At 66.5% G+C, this 19,982-nt stretch carries 16 protein-coding genes; 8 read left to right on the top strand and 8 right to left on the bottom strand.

The features are described from left to right. Positions 1 to 21: 21 nt before the first annotated feature. From F7R26_RS02540 to F7R26_RS02505, 8 genes are all read right to left on the bottom strand, one after another. Positions 22 to 696: a ubiquinone biosynthesis accessory factor UbiJ gene (locus F7R26_RS02540; RefSeq protein ID WP_150987866.1), complete on the bottom strand. Its 675-nt coding sequence runs from the start codon at positions 694 to 696 to the stop codon at positions 22 to 24. A gap of 792 nt (positions 697 to 1,488) precedes the next feature. Further along, the gene (locus F7R26_RS02535; RefSeq protein WP_193692118.1) at positions 1,489 to 2,514 is read right to left on the bottom strand and encodes a Tim44 domain-containing protein; all 1,026 of its coding nucleotides are present in this window, start codon (positions 2,512 to 2,514) and stop codon (positions 1,489 to 1,491) included. Positions 2,515 to 2,566: 52 nt separating this feature from the next. Then, positions 2,567 to 3,298, bottom strand: coding sequence for a bifunctional demethylmenaquinone methyltransferase/2-methoxy-6-polyprenyl-1,4-benzoquinol methylase UbiE (gene ubiE / locus F7R26_RS02530; RefSeq protein ID WP_150987860.1), 732 nt, complete (start codon positions 3,296 to 3,298; stop codon positions 2,567 to 2,569). Between the two features lie 44 nt (positions 3,299 to 3,342). Next, positions 3,343 to 3,756, bottom strand: coding sequence for a gamma-butyrobetaine hydroxylase family protein (locus F7R26_RS02525; RefSeq protein WP_150987857.1), 414 nt, complete (start codon positions 3,754 to 3,756; stop codon positions 3,343 to 3,345). Between the two features lie 52 nt (positions 3,757 to 3,808). Next, positions 3,809 to 5,686, bottom strand: a complete 1,878-nt coding sequence (locus tag F7R26_RS02520) for an ABC transporter ATP-binding protein/permease (protein ID WP_150987854.1) — start codon at positions 5,684 to 5,686, stop codon at positions 3,809 to 3,811. Between the two features lie 159 nt (positions 5,687 to 5,845). Next, on the bottom strand, positions 5,846 to 6,280 hold the full coding sequence (locus tag F7R26_RS02515) for an HIT family protein (RefSeq protein ID WP_150987851.1): 435 nt from the start codon (positions 6,278 to 6,280) through the stop codon (positions 5,846 to 5,848). 112 nt (positions 6,281 to 6,392) lie between these two features. After that, positions 6,393 to 10,367 (bottom strand): DUF3683 domain-containing protein, encoded by a 3,975-nt coding sequence (locus F7R26_RS02510; protein ID WP_150987849.1) that lies wholly within the window; start codon positions 10,365 to 10,367, stop codon positions 6,393 to 6,395. A gap of 157 nt (positions 10,368 to 10,524) precedes the next feature. After that, a complete protein-coding gene (locus F7R26_RS02505; RefSeq protein WP_150987846.1) occupies positions 10,525 to 11,103 on the bottom strand; it encodes a YqaA family protein in 579 nt (192 codons plus the stop codon). A 389-nt stretch (positions 11,104 to 11,492) separates the two neighbouring features. Between F7R26_RS02505 and F7R26_RS02500 the strand changes: the two genes are divergently transcribed. From F7R26_RS02500 to F7R26_RS02465, 8 genes are all read left to right on the top strand, one after another. After that, positions 11,493 to 11,975: a (2Fe-2S)-binding protein gene (locus F7R26_RS02500; protein ID WP_150987844.1), complete on the top strand. Its 483-nt coding sequence runs from the start codon at positions 11,493 to 11,495 to the stop codon at positions 11,973 to 11,975. A gap of 10 nt (positions 11,976 to 11,985) precedes the next feature. Further along, positions 11,986 to 14,376: a xanthine dehydrogenase family protein molybdopterin-binding subunit gene (locus tag F7R26_RS02495; protein WP_150987841.1), complete on the top strand. Its 2,391-nt coding sequence runs from the start codon at positions 11,986 to 11,988 to the stop codon at positions 14,374 to 14,376. A gap of 15 nt (positions 14,377 to 14,391) precedes the next feature. Continuing rightward, positions 14,392 to 15,192: an FAD binding domain-containing protein gene (locus F7R26_RS02490; protein ID WP_150987838.1), complete on the top strand. Its 801-nt coding sequence runs from the start codon at positions 14,392 to 14,394 to the stop codon at positions 15,190 to 15,192. 127 nt (positions 15,193 to 15,319) lie between these two features. Then, on the top strand, positions 15,320 to 16,216 hold the full coding sequence (locus tag F7R26_RS02485) for an AAA family ATPase (RefSeq protein WP_150987835.1): 897 nt from the start codon (positions 15,320 to 15,322) through the stop codon (positions 16,214 to 16,216). A gap of 3 nt (positions 16,217 to 16,219) precedes the next feature. Continuing rightward, positions 16,220 to 17,515, top strand: coding sequence for a vWA domain-containing protein (locus F7R26_RS02480; RefSeq protein ID WP_193692117.1), 1,296 nt, complete (start codon positions 16,220 to 16,222; stop codon positions 17,513 to 17,515). Further along, on the top strand, positions 17,506 to 18,087 hold the full coding sequence (locus F7R26_RS02475) for a CoxG family protein (RefSeq protein WP_150992933.1): 582 nt from the start codon (positions 17,506 to 17,508) through the stop codon (positions 18,085 to 18,087). Before F7R26_RS02480 ends, F7R26_RS02475 begins: the two co-directional genes overlap by 10 nt. Further along, complete coding sequence (locus F7R26_RS02470; protein ID WP_150992931.1) at positions 18,060 to 19,088, top strand: XdhC family protein; 1,029 nt, start codon at positions 18,060 to 18,062, stop codon at positions 19,086 to 19,088. The genes F7R26_RS02475 and F7R26_RS02470 overlap by 28 nt, the downstream gene beginning before the upstream one ends. After that, positions 19,085 to 19,711 (top strand): nucleotidyltransferase family protein, encoded by a 627-nt coding sequence (locus tag F7R26_RS02465; RefSeq protein ID WP_241754406.1) that lies wholly within the window; start codon positions 19,085 to 19,087, stop codon positions 19,709 to 19,711. Before F7R26_RS02470 ends, F7R26_RS02465 begins: the two co-directional genes overlap by 4 nt. The last annotated feature ends 271 nt before the right edge of the window (positions 19,712 to 19,982 follow it).

Below are 19,982 nucleotides of genomic sequence, written 5' to 3'. Positions count from 1 at the left end.
GCGGCGGCAAGCCGCGGGCGATCAGCGATGGGCGGACGGCAGCGTACCAGTTCCACGCTCGGAGCGGGCGCGCTGCTCCAGCTTTTCCAGCCGCTTTTCCAGCCGGGCGAGGTCGTCGCGCAGCGCGCTCACACCGGCGCCGAACTCGTCGAGCGCCGCGTGGCGCACCAGGGTCGGCTGCTCGTCGAGCAAATACTCGGTCACGTTATCGACCAGCGCGCGGCCCACCCGCGTGGCCTGGGCATGCACCTGCTGCACGCCATCCACCACCCGTTGCGCCACGCTGTCGCTCACCGGGCCGCCCAGGATGCCGCGCAATGCGCGCGACAGGTCCTCGGCCGCATCCCAGCGCAGGTTGCGGGCCAGCGTGGAGACCGTGTTGGCGAGTTCGGCATCGCCCTCGATGCGCACATGCTTCATCGCCGCCGCCTGGCCACCGCCCGCCACGTCCGAGGCCACCAGCGGCCACTGCTGCAGCGGCACGGTCAGCGTAACCGCCGGGGTTTCATCCACCGGGGCCAGCGCCGTCAGGCCCTGCTCCGTCACCTTCAATGCGAGCGTGAACGCGGCCGCATCAAAGCGGATGATGCGGCCGGCGAAGGGCTGGAGCATGGTGGTTGCCCAAGGCTCCTGTTCCAGCAGGTGGTTCAGGGCGGTGATCGGAGGGGTGGCCAGGGGGGTGGGGAGGGTGGTCATGATTGGGTGGGGCTGGGGGCGGGCCTTTCAGGGGAGTGGGTTGGTCGGTTCTAAAGTCAAAATCAACATCAACGGGACTTCAACGTGCTTAACGTCAAAGGCAACTGCAGTTTCACCGCCCCTGCGGGGCGGCGACCTACTTTTTTGTCTTGCCAAAAAAGTAGGCAAAAAAGGCGCGCCGGATGGGGCGACACCCCCTCGGGATCCGGCGAAAAGAGCGGCCGGGACCCAAACTCGCATCGCCTTAAGGCGATACTCAAACATGGGTCCCTCTTTTCCGCTCTTTTCGCCGGATCCCGAGGCGCCCCATACGGCCTTGGCACACCTCCACGGCTCGCTTCGCATCGCGCTGGGGTGTGGCCCGCCCTGCGGGCGGGCCACACGGCTACCAATCGTTACTTTGGTGGACCGGCTCTTGCAAAGGCCTGCCCTCTCCCCCCCGCAAGCGGGACAGGGGAGCAAATTAGACCACCACAAATCAATAGTCGACTCAAACCTTGCAGGTTGTAGCCGTGTTTTCCGCCCGTGGGGCGGCAAACACCGTCCCGCGATGCGAAGCGAGCCGTGGAGGTGTGCCTAGCCCGTATGGGGCGACCTACTTTCTTGGCGAGACAAGAAAGTAGGTCGCCCCCCGCAGGGGGGTGAAACCGCCTTTGACTTTGACTTCAACTTCCAAGTCAAACAACAGAATCCCCCCAAACCCCACAAACAAAAAAAGCCCACGTTTTCACGTGGGCCTCCATTCTATGCCACCTGCCGGCCTTGAACCTGCCGGCGAGGCACTCCCTGCACTCAGGAAGTTTGCTGGATCCCTGCCAGCAGCCAGCCGCCAGGGCCGCTTACCGGCTTGGCCAGGTTCCAGACTTCAGCGAAAGGCTGTGCCGGATCGCCGGCCTTTTCGCGGATCATGCCGGAGAAGCGCACGCTGGCCAGATGCTGGGCCGGGCTGTCTTCGATGCCGAGCAGTTCCGCTTCCAGCGTGACCACGTCGGTCTTGTTGACCTCGGCGCCGCGTTCGGACAGGTCCATCTTGATCTCGGCGAACATTTCCGGCGTGGTGAACTCGCGGATGTCCTCGAGATTGCCGGCGTCCCAGGCTGCCTGGAGGCGGACGTAGTAGATCTTGGCGTTGCGCAGGAAGGCGTCGGTGTCGAAATCGGCCGGCACGCCCCAGGGCTGTGCCGCGCCTGCCGCTGCACCAACGGCGGCGCCAGCCATCACCGGTGCGGCGGACTGCGTCGAGGCGACGGAACCGGGTGCGGGCATCACCGGATTGGGTGCGCCAACCGGCACTTGTTGACGCAAGACCGGTTCGTTGCTGCCACCAAATCCGTTACCCGAGCCGCTGCCGGCACCGGCTGCCGCACCGGCATAGGCCGGTTGCTGCGGCGCCTTGGCGCCGCCGCGGAACTTGCGGATCAGCCAGATTGCGGCGAATGCCACCAGGGCGATCAGGATCAGGTTGGACAGGAAGCCCATGGCGGCGCCGCCCAGGCCGAAGTGCGACAGCAGCCAGCCAATGCCCAGGCCGGCGGCGATGCCGCCGAGCATGCCACCCCAGTTACGCTTGGGCGCGGCAGCAGCGGCTGCACCGGCGCCTGCTGCTGCGGGCGCGGCTTGCTGGGCCGGTGCCTGCTGCGCGGGCGTCTGGTTCGGCGATTGCTGTGCCGGTGCCTGCTGGCGTTGCGTCACGCCGGACGATTGCTTGCCGATGCTGCGCGACCCGCCGAGGCGTTTGGCATTGGCGTCGAGCGCCATGCCGAGGGCAAGCGTGCCAATCAGCACACCTGCCATAAATTTTGCGCGAAATAGCGACATATCAGTGCTTCCCCTGTTAAGTTCGCTCATTTTTCTTTGAGCCTATATCAGTCTAGTACTTTCGCCCGACGTGGAGTGCCACCACTCCCGCTGTCAGGTTGAAGTATTCGACATTCTCCAGGCCCGCATGTTCCATAAGACGTACAAGTGAAGCCTGGTCTGGATGCATTCTGATCGATTCGGCCAGATAGCGATAGCTATCGGAATCCTGTACCACGCGCTGCCCCAGCCACGGCAGGAACTTCAGCGAATACATGTCGTAGGCCTTTTCCAGCGGCTTCCACACCTTGGAGAACTCCAGCACCATGACTTTGCCGCCCGGCTTGATCACCCGGCGCATCTCTGACAGCGCCACCTCCTTGTGCGTCATGTTGCGCAGCCCGAAGGACACAGTGACCAGGTCGAAGTGGTTGTCCGGGAACGGAATCCGCTCGGCATCACAGAGACAGGTGGGGATGACGATGCCTTTATTCAACAAGCGGTCGCGCCCAACCCGCAGCATCGACTCATTGATGTCGGTCAGCCAGACCTCGCCGGTGGGCCCGGCCTGGCGTGCGAAGGCCTTGGCCAGGTCGCCGGTGCCGCCGGCGATGTCGAGCACCTTGAAGCCGGGCCGCACGCCGGCCTGGGCGATGGTGAACATCTTCCACAGCCGGTGCATGCCGCCGGACATCAGGTCGTTCATGACGTCGTACTTATTGGCCACCGAATGGAAGACTTCGGCTACCTTGCCGGCCTTCTCTTCTTCCTTGACCTTCTCGAACCCGAAGTGGGTCTCGCTCATAACTCGCTCCAGAACTCAGTAATGGCCCGCGGGGGCACGCAATCTCAATGGCTGCCGCAGGCATGGCCGCCGGGGGCCACCATGGGGGTGTCGCGATCGACGCCGGCCGCTTCCAGCCGCTCCAGGTAGGACTGCCAGATGGCGTCCTGCTGGGCGCCCAGGCGGTAAAGCAGTTCCCAGGAATAGATGCCGGTATCGTGGCCGTCGGAAAACCGGATCAGGATGGCGTAGTTGCCGACCGGCTCCACCGCGGCGATGGTGACGTCGCGCTTGCCGGTCTGCAGCACTTCCTGGCCCGGGCCGTGGCCCTGCACCTCGGCCGAGGGGGAGTTCACCCTCAGGTATTCGAACGGCAGCCGGAAGCTGGAACCGTTGTCAAAACCCACCTCCAGCACGCGCGACTGGGTGTGCACGGTAAGAGCGGTGGGATGGGGAGTATCTTTTTCTAGGCCTGCCATGATGGGTGGCGTGCGGCTGTGTGCGAGCCGCAGGTTGCGGCCACACCGGCCTTTACGCTTCGTGTACGACCCGATAGCTTACCGCAGCCGCCTCACCTTGCCCATCGTGCTCCGCCTCCCAGTGCGCCCCGTCGGCCGCGACATAGCGCAGGCGCTTGCCATGGAAGGCAGCAACCGTGCTGCGGTGGGCGATGCTGATGATCGCCGCGCCGGGCAGGGAGTCCACCATCAGACGGTACATCGCGCTTTCGGTTTCCTCGTCGAGCGCGCTGGTGGCCTCGTCCAGGAACAGGTAATCGGGCTTTTGCAGCAGGGCGCGCGCAAAGGCCAGGCGTTGCTGCTCGCCCGGCGACAGCCGCAGCGACCAGTTGTCGAACACGTCGAGCTGCTCGGCCAGGGCGCCGAGCCGGGCTTCGCGCAGCACCTGCTGCAAGGCTTCACGGCTATGCACGGTGCCGGCGTCGGGATAAGCCAGCGCATCGGCCAGCGAACCGATCGGCAGGTAGCTGCGCTGCGGCAGGAACAGCATGCGAGCCGCGCCGGGCATGGCAACCGTGCCGCTGCCGTAGGGCCAGATCCCGGCCAGCGCGCGGAACAGCACGCTCTTGCCGCAACCCGAGGGGCCGCTGACCAGCCAGCGATCGCCGGGCGCGATCCGCAGCGAGAACGGCGCCACCAGCGGCCGCTGCTGGATCTCGCCGCCGTTGCCGGTGCGCACCGGCAGCGCCAGCGCGAGGGTGTCGATGCGGATACCGCCGGAATCGGTACCGGCGCCAGCCTGGACCACCTCGATGTCGCGCACGCCGGTGTGCTCCTGGTCCTGGCGCTCCGCCACGCGGATGGCGTCGCGGAAGTCGATCAGCCGGTTGGCCGCGGCCTTCCAGCCAACCAGCGTGGAATAGTTGTCGACGAACCACGACAGCGCACCTTGCACCTGGCCGAAGGCCTGGCTCACCTGCATCAGCCCACCCAGCGTCATCTTGCCGGCGAAGTAGCGTGGCGCGGCCACGAGCAGCGGAAAGATGATGGCGAACTGGCCGTAGCCGGAACTGACAAAGGTCAGGCGACGCGTATAGCGCATCAACTGTTTCCAGTTGGCGCGAATGCGGTCAAAACGCGAGCGCAGGCCCGCCTGTTCGGTAGGCTCGCCCCGGTAAAGCGCCACCGGCTCGCTGTTCTCGCGCAAGCGCACCAGCATGAAACGGAAATCCGCCTCGTACTGCTCTTGCTGGAAACTCAAGCCGATCAGCGGCCGGCCCACCACGTGGGCAATCAGCGAGCCGATCACGGCATAGCCCACCGCGAACCACACCATATAGCCGGGAATCGTGATCTCGGTGCCGCCCAGCATGAAGCTGATCGGCCCGGAAACAGCCCACAGGATGCCGACGAAAGACACCAGCGTCACCACCGAATTGAGCAGCCCGAGCGAAAGAGACAGCGCGCCATCGGTAAACGAGCGCAGGTCGTCCGCAAGCCGCTGGTCGGGATTGTCCGTGGCGTGCGTCTGTTCGATGCGGTAGTAGGCCTGGTGGCTGAGCCAGTGGTCCATGAAGCGGTCGGTCATCCAGGTACGCCAGCGCATCTGCAGCATCATGGTGTAGTACTGCCGGGATATGGCCGCCACGATAAAGAAGCCGGCGATCCAGGAGAACCGGATCAGCAGCGCCTTGAAGGAGGTGTAGTCATGCTGCTCCAGCGCGTTGTAGAACACGCGGTTCCATTCGTTGAGCAGCACATTGATATAGACGATGCCGAGATTGAGCGCGACCACGAAGGCCAGCAGCCCGAGGCCGGCCTTGCGGTCCTCGGATTTCCAGTAAGGCTTGATCAGGTCCCACGTCTCGGCCACCCGCAGGCGGCTCTGGATCTTGAGGGCACGGGCCGGCACGGCCGGGCCTGGAACGGTAACGGAAGTCGGTGTGGACATGGCACCTTTCGCGCAAGCGGGCCATGGCAGATCCACCGGCCCCGCTCTTGTGGGAATGAAGACAACGGGTGTTAGAAGACGGCGCTGCCCGGCTGGTTCCGGAAATTCAAAAAAACCGACGGCAACGCCAGCACGGCCCGGGTACGGCTACGCCAGGCGTCAGCCTGCTTCGTCCAGTTTCGCCAGGGCCGCGCGTAACGCCGGCAGGCGCTGCGCAAGGCCGGCCAGGCGCTCGGCATCAGGCTCGCGCTGCACAGCCGCCCAGACGGCTTCGGGAAAATGGGTATCCCAGCGGTAACGTGGAATGATATGCCAGTGCAGGTGCGGCACCATATTGCCGAAGGCGGCCAGGTTGACCTTGTCGGGCACCATGGTCTCGCGCACCGCGCGCTCCACCCGCGCCACCAGCCGCATCAGCCAGGCCTGGTCGTCCTCGGGCAGGTCGGTCTGCTCGGCAACGTGGCCATTCCATACCACCCGGCAGAAGCCGGGAAAGCGCGCATGCTCGACCAGGATGACCCGGGCGCGCTCGCCACGCCAGACCAGCTCGCCGCCGTCGGTCTCGCACAGCGGGCAGTTGGGGACGAGGTTCATGCGGGCGCTCCCGGGACTCCGAGGGCGTCAGTCAAGTACCCAGGGTTGGCTCCCCTCTCTCCCGCAAGCGGGAGAAGGGAGAAAACCAGTGGCACCGCCCTCGCCTCCCCCATCACACCAGCACCCGCTCGATGCCGCCCGAGTTGGCCTTGGCCACGTAGTCCGGCATCCAGTTCTCGCCCAGCAGGTGCTTGGCCATCTCCACCACGATGTAGTCCGCCGTGACCGTGGCGTCTTCCTTGTAGCGCGACAAACCCTGCAGGCAGGACGGGCAGCTGGTCAGGATCTTGACGTCGCCCACGAAGCCGTCGGTGCGCAACTTGTCCGCGCCCTTGGTCATTTCCTCTTCCTTGCGGAAGCGGATCTGGGTGGAGACGTCGGGGCGCGACACCGCCAGCGTGCCGGACTCGCCGCAGCAACGCTCGTTCTTCTCGATCTTGCCGCCGCCTTCATTGCCGCCCATCAGCTCGTTGACGAGCTTGGTCGGGTCCATGGTCTTGATCGGGGTGTGGCAGGGGTCGTGGTACATATAGCGCGTACCGGTCACGCCCTCCAGCTTGACGCCCTTCTCCAGCAGGTATTCGTGGATGTCGATGATGCGGCAGCCCGGGAAGATCTTGTCGAACTCATACCCGGCAAGCTGGTCGTAGCAGGTCCCGCAGCTCACCACCACGGTCTTGATATCGAGGTAGTTGAGCGTGTTGGCAACCCGGTGGAACAACACCCGGTTGTCGGTGACCATCTTCTCGGCCTTGTCGAACTGGCCGTTGCCGCGCTGCGGATAGCCGCAGCACAGGTAGCCCGGCGGCAGCACGGTCTGCACGCCCACATGCCACAGCATGGCTTGCGTGGCGAGGCCCACCTGCGAGAACAGCCGCTCCGAGCCGCAGCCCGGGAAGTAGAACACCGCCTCGGTCTCGGGCGAAGTCCGCTTCGGGTCGCGGATGATCGGCACGATCTCGTTGTCTTCGATGTCCAGCAGTGCGCGCGCGGTCTTCTTGGGCAGGTTGCCCGGCATCTTCTTGTTGATGAAGTGGATCACCTGCTCCTGCACCGGCGCGCGGCCCACCGTGGCGGGCGGATGCGCGGTCTGCTTCCTGGCGAACTTCTTGAGCACGTCGTTGCCCAGGCGCTGCGCCTTGTAGCCCCAGTCGATCATGACCTTGCGGGTCATGTTGATGGTCTGCGGGTTGGTGGCGTTGAGGAAGAACATCGACGCGGCGGTGCCGGGATTGAACTTCTTCTGCCCCATCTTGCGCAGCAGGTTGCGCATGTTCATCGACACGTCGCCGAAGTCGATCTTGACCGGGCACGGCGTCACGCACTTGTGGCAGACCGTGCAATGGTCGGCCACGTCGGAGAACTCGTCCCAGTGCTTGATCGAGATGCCGCGGCGGGTCTGCTCCTCGTACAGGAAGGCCTCCACCAGCAGCGAGGTCGCCAGGATCTTGTTGCGCGGGCTGTACAGCAGGTTGGCGCGCGGCACGTGGGTGGCGCACACCGGCTTGCACTTGCCGCAGCGCAGGCAGTCCTTGACGCTGTCGGCAATGGCGCCGATATCGCTCTGCTGCATGATGATGGACTCATGCCCCATCAGCCCGAACGACGGCGTATAGGCATTGCGCAGGTCAGCGCCGGGCAACAGCTTGCCCTTATTGAAGCGGCCCTGCGGATCCACGCGCTGCTTGTACTCGCGGAATTCGCCGATCTCGTCCTCGGTCAGGAACTCCAGCTTGGTGATGCCGATGCCGTGCTCGCCGGAAATCACGCCGTCCAGCGAGCGCGCCAGCGCCATGATGCGGGCCACCGCGCGGTGGGCGTCCTGCAGCATGTCGTAGTCATCCGAGTTGACCGGGATATTGGTGTGCACGTTGCCGTCGCCGGCGTGCATGTGCAGCGCCACGAAGACGCGCCCGCGCAGCACCTGCTTGTGGATCTTCTGCGCTTCGTCGAGGATGGGCTTGAACTCGCCGCCGTTGAAGATATTGCGCAGCTCGGCGCGCACTTCGCTCTTCCAGGACACGCGGATGGTGCGGTCCTGCAGCAGGTGGAACACGGTGGCATCCGGCTGCTGCTCGAGGCGCGCCTCGAAAGCCTGGCCGAGCAGGCCCAGGCCATGGCCGATCAGCGACGCGCGCGCGGTGGCCAGCGGCGTATCCAGGTGGTCCTGCAGGTAGGTCCAGCGCGAGCGGATCTCGCGCAGCAGCTGCAGCGCGTGCTGCACGCGGTCTTCCAGCAGTTCGGCGCTGGGGATCTCGTTGGCATCGTCGCTGCGGCCCAGCGGCAGGTTTCCGCGCGCGAAGAAGGCTTCCAGCGCATCGGTCAGCTGGAGCTTGTTCTTGATCGACAGCTCGATATTGATGCGCTCGATGCCATCGGTGTACTCGCCCATGCGCGGCAGCGGGATCACCACGTCTTCATTGATCTTGAAGGCGTTGGTGTGCTTGGCGATGGCAGCGGTGCGCGAGCGGTCCAGCCAGAACTTCTTGCGGGCTTCCGGGCTGACCGCGACGAAGCCTTCGCCGCTCTTGCCGTTGGCCATGCGGATGACTTCCGAGGTGGCGCGGGCGACCGCGTCCTGGTCGTCGCCGACGATGTCGCCGATCAGCACCATCTTGGGGAAGGCGTTGCGCTTGCTCTTGGTGGCATATCCCACCGCGCGCAGGTAGCGCTCGTCCAGGTGCTCCAGGCCGGCCAGGATGGCGCCGCCGGGGGTGCGCGATTCGGCGTCGAGGTAATCCTTGATTTCCACGATGCTCGGAATGGCGTCGCGCGCCTGGCCGAAGAACTCCAGGCAGACGGTGCGCACATGCGCCGGCATGCGGTGCAGGATCCAGCGCGCGCTGGTGATGATGCCGTCGCAGCCTTCCTTCTGGATGCCGGGCAGGCCCGCCAGGAACTTGTCGGTGACGTCCTTGCCCAGGCCTTCCTTGCGGAACTTGCGCCCTTCGATGGCCAGGGTTTCCGTGCGCAGCGGCTTTTCGCCGGGCGCGCGGTTGCCGTCCGACCACTTGAGCTCGAAGGTGGCGACCGCCACGTCATGGATCTTGCCCAGGTTGTGGTCCAGGCGCGTGACTTCCAGCCAGTTGCCTTCCGGGTCCACCATGCGCCACCAGGCCAGGTTGTCCAGCGCGGTGCCCCACAGCACGGCCTTCTTGCCGCCGGCGTTCATGGCCACGTTGCCACCGATGCAGGAGGCGTCGATCGAGGTCGGGTCGACCGCGAACACCAGCCCGGCCTTGTCCGCCGCATCCGCCACGCGGCGCGTCACCACGCCAGCGCCGGAGAAGATGGTGCCGACTTTGTGCGACACGCCCGGCAGGTCGGTCTGCTCGACCGGCCCGAGTTGTTCCAGCTTCTCGGTGTTGATGACCGCGCTCATCGGCGTCAGCGGCACGGCGCCGCCGGTATAGCCGGTGCCGCCTCCGCGCGGGATGATGGTCAGGCCCAGCTCGAAGCAGCCCTTGACCATGCCTGCGATCTCTTCCTCGGTGTCCGGGGTGAGGACCACGAAGGGATATTCCACGCGCCAGTCGGTCGCGTCGGTCACATGCGAGACGCGGGACAGGCCGTCGAACTTGATGTTGTCCTTCTGCGTGATGCGGCCCAGCACACGCTGGGTGCGCTTGCGCAGGTCATAGGCATCCGCGAACTCCTGCTTGAAGTCCTCGATGGCCTGCTTGGCAAAGCTGACCAGCTGCTCGACCCGGTGGGAGCGGTCCTCGGCGGCCGGCTCGGCGTGCTCGGCACGGTCGGCGGCACGGCGCTTTTCCACCTCGGAGAGCCGGTGATGAAGTGCCGTAATCAGCATCTGACGGCGCTTGGGGTTCTCCAGCAGGTCGTCCTGCAGGTAGGGATTGCGGCGCACCACCCAGATGTCGCCCAGCACTTCGTACAGCATGCGGGCGGAGCGGCCGGTGCGGCGTTCGCCGCGCAGCTCGGCCAGGATACGCCAGGCTTCTTCGCCTAGCAGCCTGATGACAATCTCGCGATCCGAGAATGACGTGTAGTTATAAGGGATCTCTCGCAGGCGCGCGGGCGCATCCTGCGCGGCGAGTTTGGCATCGAGCACGAGTGGGGCGTTCATGGGGAGGGGACCGCTTCCTGTAGCGCACGGAGACGGTGCGCCGGATCGTCTTTAAAGGGCAATTGTACTTCAAGGCCTGCTTTCGCCGCACCGCAACATGGCAGAACCTTGCTTGGGCAAGGGTTGCCTTACCCTGCCGTGCCGCGAGAGGCGCTAGCTAGAACAGGCTTTTGAGGCTGGCGGCGATGCCGTGCCAGAAACTATCCGGGATCCAGAGCAGGGCAATCGTCATGGCAAGGTAGCGCAGAAACTTGCCAATCGCCATGTAAACCAGGCTCGGCCAGAACGGCAACCGGAGCCAGCCCGCCAAAGTACACAAAGGATCACCAATCCCGGGCAACCACGATACCAGCAGGGTCGGCGGCCCCAGCCGGCGCATCCACCGGAAGTAGCGTGCATCCAGCGACGGTTTGCGCGGCTGGCGGGGATGGCGGCGGTGCTCGGCGTGCTCTTCCTCGTGCGCGCGCAACTGGCGCCGCTTGCGAAAGCGCACCACGGCCAGCTTGGCCGCGTAGCCAAGCCACCAGTCGATGGCGCCGCCCGCGGTATTGCCGAGCGTGGCGACGACGATGGCCGGCCAGAACAGATGTGGATTGAGCTTGATATACGCGAAGACCGCTGGCTCCGAGCCCAGGGGCAGCAAGGTGGCGGACACCAGGCTGATCACGAAGATAGCCGGCAAGCCCACCTTGGGCAGGGCAACGGTTTCGAACAGCCAGTCGATGAAGCCTTCCATATAGTGCGCTTTGGTGCCGGAGCGAGGTGAATGCGGTGTGGCGGCCGGACGGCGGGCCATTCTAGCAGCGCCATCCTGCTCGCCCGCGCCCGACGCCGTCCGCGACCTCCGGCAGCGCCAGGTGGCGAAGGGGCAACCCGCATGGCATGCGCCGGAGATTTGTGATTAACTGTTAGAGCATGTCGCAGCCAAACGTTCGCGGCACGGCATTGTCAGGCCATTGCCAGGCCAACGTCAGGCATTGACCGGCAGCACCGCATCACCGCAGTACCAACATCACGAAATAGCCGTACCCAACAAACGGCAGTAACGCGTCGTGGCCAGTCCCGCGCAGTTTTTTCGGGATTCAGGGATTGGTCGTGCACGTGTCCACCCACATGGAGACAAGCATGGCGATTCCTATCCGCCTGACCGTCAACGGCCGCGCCGTCGACGCACAGGTAGAACCCCACACCCTTCTCGTCCAGTTCCTGCGCGAACAACTCCGCCTGACCGGCACCCATGTCGGCTGCGACACCGCCCAGTGCGGCGCCTGCACCGTGCACATGGACGGCCGCGCGGTCAAGTCGTGCAACATGCTGGCGCTGCAGGCGGATGGCGCCAGCATCACCACCATCGAAGGGCTCGCCCCGGAGGGCCAGCTCCACCCCATGCAGGAAGCCTTCCGCAACTGCCACGGCCTGCAGTGCGGCTTCTGCACGCCCGGCATGGTGATGAGCGCCATCGCGCTGGTCAAGCAGCAGCCCAATGCCGACGCCACCGCCATCCGCGAGCAGCTCGACGGCAACCTGTGCCGCTGTACCGGCTATCACAACATCGTGCGCGCGGTGCAGCAAGGCCAGTCCGCGATGCATGGCGTCAGCGCTGAATAAGGGGACCGCCATGAACGCACCTGACAGCCAGCACAACCAGCACCTGATCGGCGCCTCGGTCAAGCGCAAGGAAGACTACCGCTTTCTCACCGGCAACGGCCAGTACACCGACGACATCGTGCTGCCGCAGCAAAGCTACGGCTACTTCCTGCGCTCGCCGCACGCGCACGCCCGCATCGTCTCCATCGACAAGACCGAAGCCCTCGCCTCGCCCGGCGTGGTCGCCGTCTTCACCGGCGACGACGTGGCGGCCGACAAGGTCGGCGGCCTGCCCTGCGGCTGGCTGATCCACAGCATCGACGGCAGCCCGATGAAGGAGCCGCCGCACCCCGTGCTGGCGCAGGGCAAGGCCCGCCACGTGGGCGACCAGGTCGCGCTGGTGATCGCCGAAACGCTGCAGCAAGCCAAGGACGCCGCCGAGAGGATCGACGTGCAATACGATGAGCTGCCCGCCGTGGTGAGCACCGCCCACGCTGCCTCGGCCACCTCGCTGGTGCACGACGATGTGCCCGAGAACACCAGCTATGTCTGGGGCCACGGCGACCGCGCCGCCACCGACGCCGCCTTTGCCAAGGCCGCCCACGTGACCACATTGGAGATCGTCAACAACCGGCTGATCCCCAACGCCATCGAGCCGCGTGCCGTCAATGCCAGCTACACCCGGCAGGACGACAGCTACACGGTCTATGTATCGAACCAGAATCCCCACGTGGAGCGCCTGCTGATGGGCGCCTTCGTGCTTGGCCTGCCGGAGTCGCGCCTGCGCATCATCGCGCCGGATGTGGGCGGCGGCTTCGGCTCCAAGATCTTCCTGTACGCGGAAGACGTGGCGCTGACCTGGGCCTCGAAGAAGATCAAGCGCCCGATCAAGTGGACCGCCGAACGCTCGGAGTCCTTCCTGACCGATGCGCACGGCCGCGACCACGTCACCAAGGCCGAGCTGGCGATGGACGCCGATGGCAAGTTCCTGGCCATGCGGGTGCACACCACCGCCAATATGGGCGCCTACCTGTCGACCTTCGCGTCGAGCGTGCCGACCATCCTGTACGCCACGCTGCTGGCCGGGCAGTACACCACGCCGGCGATCTATGCCGAAGTGCGCGCCGTGTTCACCAACACCGCGCCGGTGGACGCTTACCGCGGCGCGGGCCGCCCGGAGGCCACCTATGTGGTGGAGCGGCTGGTGGAAGCCGCTGCGCGCGAAATGAAGATGGACCCGGCGGAAATCCGCCGCAAGAACTTCATCCACGACTTCCCCTACGCCACCCCGGTCGGCCTGACCTATGACACCGGCGACTACGAGCCGTGCCTGGCACGCGCGCAGGAACTCGCCGACGTCAAAGGCTTTCCCGCGCGTCGTGAAGAAGCGAAGCAGCGCGGCAAGCTGCGCGGCCTGGGCTACTCCTGCTATATCGAGGCATGCGGGCTGGCGCCGTCGAATATCGCCGGCGCGCTGGGCGCGCGTGCGGGACTGTTCGAAGTCGGCGAGATCCGTGTCCACCCGACCGGCACCGTGACCGTGTTCACCGGCTCGCACAGCCACGGCCAGGGGCATGAAACCACCTTCGCGCAGATCGTGGCGGACCGGCTTGGCATTGCCCTGGATGCCGTGGAAGTGGTGCACGGCGACACCGGCCGCGTGCCGTTCGGCATGGGCACCTATGGCTCGCGCTCGCTGTCGGTAGGCGGCTCGGCCATCATGAAGGCGCTCGACAAGATCGAAGCCAAGGCCAAGAAGATCGCGGCCCACTTGCTGGAGGCCTCGGACGCCGACATCGAGTTCAAGAACGGCACGTTCAGCGTGGCCGGCACCGACCGCAGCAAGACCTTCGGCGAGGTGGCGCTCACCGCCTACGTGCCGCACAACTACCCGCTCGACAAGCTGGAACCGGGCCTGAACGAAAACGCCTTCTACGACCCGACCAACTTCACCTATCCGTCGGGCGCCTACATCTGCGAGGTGGAAGTCGATCCGGACACCGGCGAAAGCAAGGTGATCAAGTTCACCGCGGTGGACGATTTCGGCAACATCATCAACCCGATGATCGTCGAAGGCCAGGTGCACGGCGGCATCGGCCAGGGCCTCGGCCAAGCCATGCTGGAACAGTGCGTGTACGACGACGACAGCGGCCAGTTGCTGACGGGCTCCTACATGGACTACGCCATGCCGCGCGCCGGCGACCTGCCGGATTTCACGGTGGAAACCGCCAAGGGCACGCCCTGCACGCATAACCCGCTGGGCGTGAAAGGCTGCGGCGAGGCCGGCGCGATCGGCTCGCCACCGGCCTTCATCAACGCGCTGGTGGATGCGCTCTCGCCGCTTGGCGTGCACGACATCCAGATGCCCGCCACGCCGCACCGTGTGTGGCAGGCCATCCGCCACGCGCAGGCCCCTAACTGAGATCGGAGGCACATCATGTACGCATTCAATTTCGAACGCGCCGCCGATACCAAGGCGGCCGTGGACAAACTCAAGGCGGACCCGGACGCCAAGTACCTCGGCGGCGGCCAGAGCCTGCTGGCCGCGATGAAGCTACGCCTGGCCGCGCCATCCGCGCTGATCGACGTAGCCCGCATTCCCGGCATGGCGGATATCCGTGTCGAGAACGATGAGCTGGTGATCGGCGCGGCGGCACGCCATGCCGACGTGGCGGCCAACGCCGACGTGCGCAAGCGCATTCCCGCGCTGGCTGCGCTGGCCGACGGCATCGGCGATCGCCAGGTGCGTGCGATGGGCACACTGGGCGGCTCGCTGGCCAACGACGATCCGGCCGCCTGCTACCCGGCGGCCGTGCTCGCGCTCAACGCCACGGTGGTCACCGACCGCCGCAACATCGCCGCCGATAGCTTTTTCAAGAGCCTCTACGAAACCGCGCTGGAACCCGATGAGCTGATCACCGCCGTGCGCTTCCCCACGCCGGACAAGGCTGCCTACATCAAGTTTCGCAACCCGGCATCGCGCTTCGCGCTGGTGGGCGTGATGGTGGCGCAGTTCGGCAAGGTCGTGCGGGTCGCGGTCACCGGCGCGGCCGACAGCGTGTTCCGCTGCGCACCGCTGGAGCAGGCGCTGGCAGCCAGCTTCACGCCGGCGGCAGCACGCGCGGTGGTGGTGGATGCCAGCAAGCTGAACACCGACTTGCATGCATCCGCCGAGTACCGCGCGCACCTGATCCCGGTGCTGGCGGCGCGCGCGGTGGAGCAGGCGTTGAAGGGATAGGGGAGAAAGCCGGAGCGAAAGCGCCGGCACTCGCCAAGCCGGGCGTGCTCACTTCGAGCTCACGCCCGCCCTCTCCCCCAGCCCCTCTCCCACGTGGTGGGAGAGGGGAGCCAACCGGCTAGCCCCCATGCTTCCCCAGTCCATCGATCAAACCGCTGCCCTGCTGGAGGCACAGCAGTACTTCGCCGATCGCGAAACCGCCACCGTGCTGTACCTGGCACTGCGCATGCAGCGCCCACTCTTCCTCGAAGGCGAGCCTGGCGTGGGCAAGACCGCACTGGCACGGGCCATGGCCGACGCCCTCGGCACGCGCTTGCTGCGCCTGCAATGCTACGAGGGGCTCGATGCCTCCAGCGCGCTGTACGAATGGGATTACCCGCGCCAGATCATGGCGCTGCGCCTGGCCGAAGCGCGCGGCGAGCGGCCCGACACGCAATCGCTGTATCACGACGATTTCCTGCTCAAGCGCCCCTTGCTGGAATCCCTGCTGCCCGACCCGGCCGCGCCCGGCATCCCGCGCGTGCTGCTGATCGACGAGATCGACCGCGCCGACGAACCCTTCGAAGCCTTCCTGCTGGAGGTGCTGTCGGAGTTCCAGGTATCGATCCCCGAGATCGGCGTGATCCGGGCCGAGCAGCCGCCGCTCATCATCGTCACCTCCAACCGGACCCGCGAGGTGCATGACGCGCTCAAGCGCCGCTGCCTGTACCAATGGATGGGCTATCCCCAGCGCGAGCGCGAACTGCAGATCGTGGCCGCGCGCGCCCCCGAGGCCGCCGCCGCCCTGCAGCACCAGGCCATCGACTTCATCCACCGGCTGCGCGGCATCGACCTGTTCAAGTCGCCCGGCATCGCCGAGGCCATCGACTGGTGCCGCGCGCTGGCCGCGCTGGGCGTCTGCGAGCTCGATCCGCAATCGGTGCGCGACACGCTGGGCGTGCTGCTCAAGTACCAGGACGACCTGGCCCGGGTCGATGGCCCCACCGTGGCCGAGCTGCTCGCCAGCCGGGCGCCGGGAGCCTGAGTCATGCCCCGGCTCCATCCGGACGCGCCGCTGGCTGCCGTGCCACCCGCCGGCACGCTGCCCATGCTGGCGCGCAACGTCACGCATTTCGTGCGGCTGCTGCGCGATGCCGGCTTTGCGCTGTCGCCCGCGCAAGCTGTGGATGCGCTGCTGGCGCTGCAGTACGTGGACATCGGCAGGCGCGACGAAGTGCGTGCGGCCATGGCAGCCCTGATGGTGAGCGGGCCCGATCAGCGCCTGCTGTTCGATGCCGCCTTCGACCTGTTCTGGCGCGACCCGGACTGGGAGGGCAAGCTGCGCGCCCTGCTGCTGCCGCGCGTGGATGCCGGCGCGCCGCCGCCGCCGCGCAACAACCGGCTGGCCGACGCACTCGCCGCCCAGCGCCCGCCCGAATCCGGCCGACGTGGCGAGGACCACGCCGAGCGCTTTACCGCGCCGCTCACCTTCTCCGCGCAGGAGCGCCTGTCGCAACGCGACTTTGAAACCCTTGGCGCGGAAGAATGGCGCGCGCTGCAGCACATGATCCGCGCGCGCCACGCGCGCCTGGCCACCGAGCGCACGCGCCGCCTGCGCGCCGCCGCCAGCGGGCCGCACGCCGACCTGCGCGCCAGCGCGCGGCTGGCGGTGCGCCAGCAAGGCGAATGGCTGCGCTGGAAATACCGCCGCCGCGCCGAGCGCCGCCCGCCGCTGGTGCTGCTGCTCGATATCTCAGGCTCGATGAGCCAGTATTCGCGCGCGGTGCTTTACTTTTGCCATGCGCTGATGCAATCGCGCGAGCGGCTGTCCGTGTTCCTGTTCGGCACCCGGCTGACCAACATCACACGCTGGCTGCGCGAGCGCGACCCGGACGAAGCGGTTGGCGCCATCACGGGCCAGGTGCGCGACTGGGCCGGCGGCACCCGCATCGGTGCCGCGCTGGCCACCTTCAACCGCCAGTGGGCGCGCCGCACGCTGTCCGGACGCGCCACGGTGCTGCTGGTCACCGACGGGCTCGACCATGAAGACATCGACCTGCTAGACGCCGAAATGGCACGCTTGCGCCGCTTTGCCCATCGCATCGTCTGGCTCAACCCGCTGCTGCGCTATGCCGGCTTCGTACCGCAGGCACGTGGCGTGCAAGCCATCCTGCCGCATGTGGACGCCCTGCGCTCGGCGCACAACCTGGACAGCCTGTTCGCGCTCGAATCCCTGCTGGCCGCGCGCGAGACCCTGGCCATGCCCGTGTTCCCCGCGGCGCCGAAGCCCGCAGACATTAAAAACATGAAGGACACCAAGGAGACGCCCCAACCATGGAAATGACACAGACGCGGCAACTGCCGGTAGCGCAGCAAACCGCCTGGGAAGCCCTGAACGACACGGCGCTGCTCAAGCAATGCATCCCGGGATGTGAGAGCATCGAGCCTGACGGCGACAACGCCTACCTGGTGGCGCTGACCGCCGCGGTGGGCCCGGTCAAGGCGCGCTTCAAGGGGCGCATGGCCCTGCAGGACATCCAGGCGCCCGACAGCTACACCATCCAGTTCGATGGACAAGGCGGGGTCGCCGGTTTCGGCAAAGGCACCGCGGCGGTCACGCTGGCCCCCGAAGGCGACGCGACGGTGCTGACCTACACGGTCAACGCCCAGGTTGGCGGCAAGATCGCGCAGATCGGCTCGCGCCTGGTCGACGCCGCCGCGCGCAAGATGGCCGATACCTTCTTCGACCGCTTCACGGCGGCGTTGAGCGGGTCCGGCGCGCAGGGTGACGAACCAGGCACGGATGACAATGTCGCCAAGGACGGAGCGGCGGCCGGCGAAGGCAGCGCGCCCGATGAACAAAACGGTGAAACGAAGCGGAAACGATCATGGACAGCGTGGATCTCGAAGTCCTGAAAAGCAGTGTGAAGTGGCAGGCCGAAGGCCATCGCACGCTCTTGGTGACGGTAGTCAGAACCTGGGGCTCCTCGCCCCGGCCGGAAGGCGCCATGCTGGCCGTGCGCGACGACGGCCTGGTGGTCGGCTCGGTCTCGGGCGGCTGCATCGAAGATGACATCATCGACCGGGTACGGCGCGAAGGCATTGCCGGCGCGCACCCCGAGGCCGTCAAGTACGGCATCAGCGCGGAGGAAGCGCACCGCTTCGGCCTGCCCTGCGGCGGCACCATCGAACTGGTGACCGAGCCGCTCAGCGCCGACAGCCACCTGGACGAACTGCTGGCCGCCGTGGAAAGCGGCAAGCTGGTCGCCCGCACGCTCGACATGGCAACAGGCCGCGCCACCCTGGGCCCGGCCGCGGCCACCGACGGCCTTGCCTTCGACGGCGCCACCCTGCTCACCATCCACGGGCCGCGCTACCGCATGCTGGTGATTGGCGCGGGACAGCTCTCGAAGTACCTGAGCCAGATCGCGGTTGGCCTGGGCTTCCAGGTCACCGTATGCGACCCGCGCGAGGAATACACCGAGACCTGGGACATCCCCGGCGTCACCATGGTGCGCACCATGCCGGACGACACCGTGACCGACATGAAGCTCGACGAGCGCTGCGCGGTGATCGCCGTCACGCACGACCCCAAGCTCGACGACCTGGCCCTGATGGAAGCCCTGCGCACGCGCGCCTTCTATGTCGGCGCCCTCGGCTCGCGCCGCAACAACCAGGCGCGCCGCGAGCGGCTCAAGGAGTTCGACCTCAACGAGCTGCAGCTCGCGCGGCTGCACGGCCCGGTCGGCATCTACATCGGCAGCCGCACGCCCCCCGAGATCGCCATCTCGATCCTGGCCGAAGTCGTCGCCGCCAAGAACCACGTCTCGCTGCCCGACATCCTCCAGGTAGAAGGCGCCAAGGCCGCGCGCGAACTGGCCGCCAACGAAGGCAGCACCTGCAGCCCCACCCCGTGACCACCCCGCTGACGGGCCCCATCAACGGCGCCATCCACACTGCCGAGCCCCCCACCGGCATCCTGCTGGCAGCCGGCTACGGCCGCCGCTTCGACCCCGCCGGCCAGCGCAACAAACTCCTGGCCACGCTGCCCGACGGCCACACCGTAGCCGCCCGCAGCGCCCGCACGCTAGCCTCCGTGCTGCCCGGCACGCTAGCCGTGATCCGCCCCGGCAATGCCGCGCTGGCAGCCGAATTGCAAGCTGCCGGCTGCCGGGTCCTGGAGACGGCAGCCGCCGAAGCCGGCATGGGCGCCGCGCTGGCTGCGGCGGTGGCCGCCACGCCCGGCGCCAGCGGCTGGGTAGTGGCGCTGGCCGACATGCCGTGGCTGCCGGCCGAGCTGGTGCGCGCGGTGGCGTTGACGATCACGACGCGTGACGCGATTGCCGCACCGTGGCGCGACGGACGGCGTGGGCATCCGGTCGGATTCGGGTCCGCGTGGCGGGATGCCCTGCTGAAGCTTGATGGGGATGAAGGCGCGCGGGAATTGTTGAAGACGCAGCCGGTGATGAGGATTCTGACTGAGGATGAGGGGGCGTTTCGGGATGTGGATGTTGAGGGGGATATAGGGGGTAGGGGGTAAGGGGGTTGGGGGGTATTGGGGTGTTTGCTGGCGGTGTTGGTTTTTGGGCCCACGAGCCGGACGACATCTCCCTGCGGGGTTGGTCGCTGTTTATTTCATCGGCGTTGGTTTTTGGACCCAAAAGCCATACGACATCCCCCTGCGGGGGCTGCCGGTCACTTTTCTTTGACCGGCAAAGAAAACTAACGAAAAGAAAGCCGCCCTGCCGGGGGCAGAGCAATCAGGCTGTTTTTGCCTCGGTGGTCTCGTCGTACGGCCCGGAGTGTTGGCT

Origin of the sequence: Cupriavidus basilensis (assembly GCF_008801925.2) — a bacterium.
Lineage (GTDB): Bacteria > Pseudomonadota > Gammaproteobacteria > Burkholderiales > Burkholderiaceae > Cupriavidus > Cupriavidus basilensis.
Note: the sequence above shows the minus strand (reverse complement) of the source record. Positions and strands in the feature narration are given on the sequence as shown.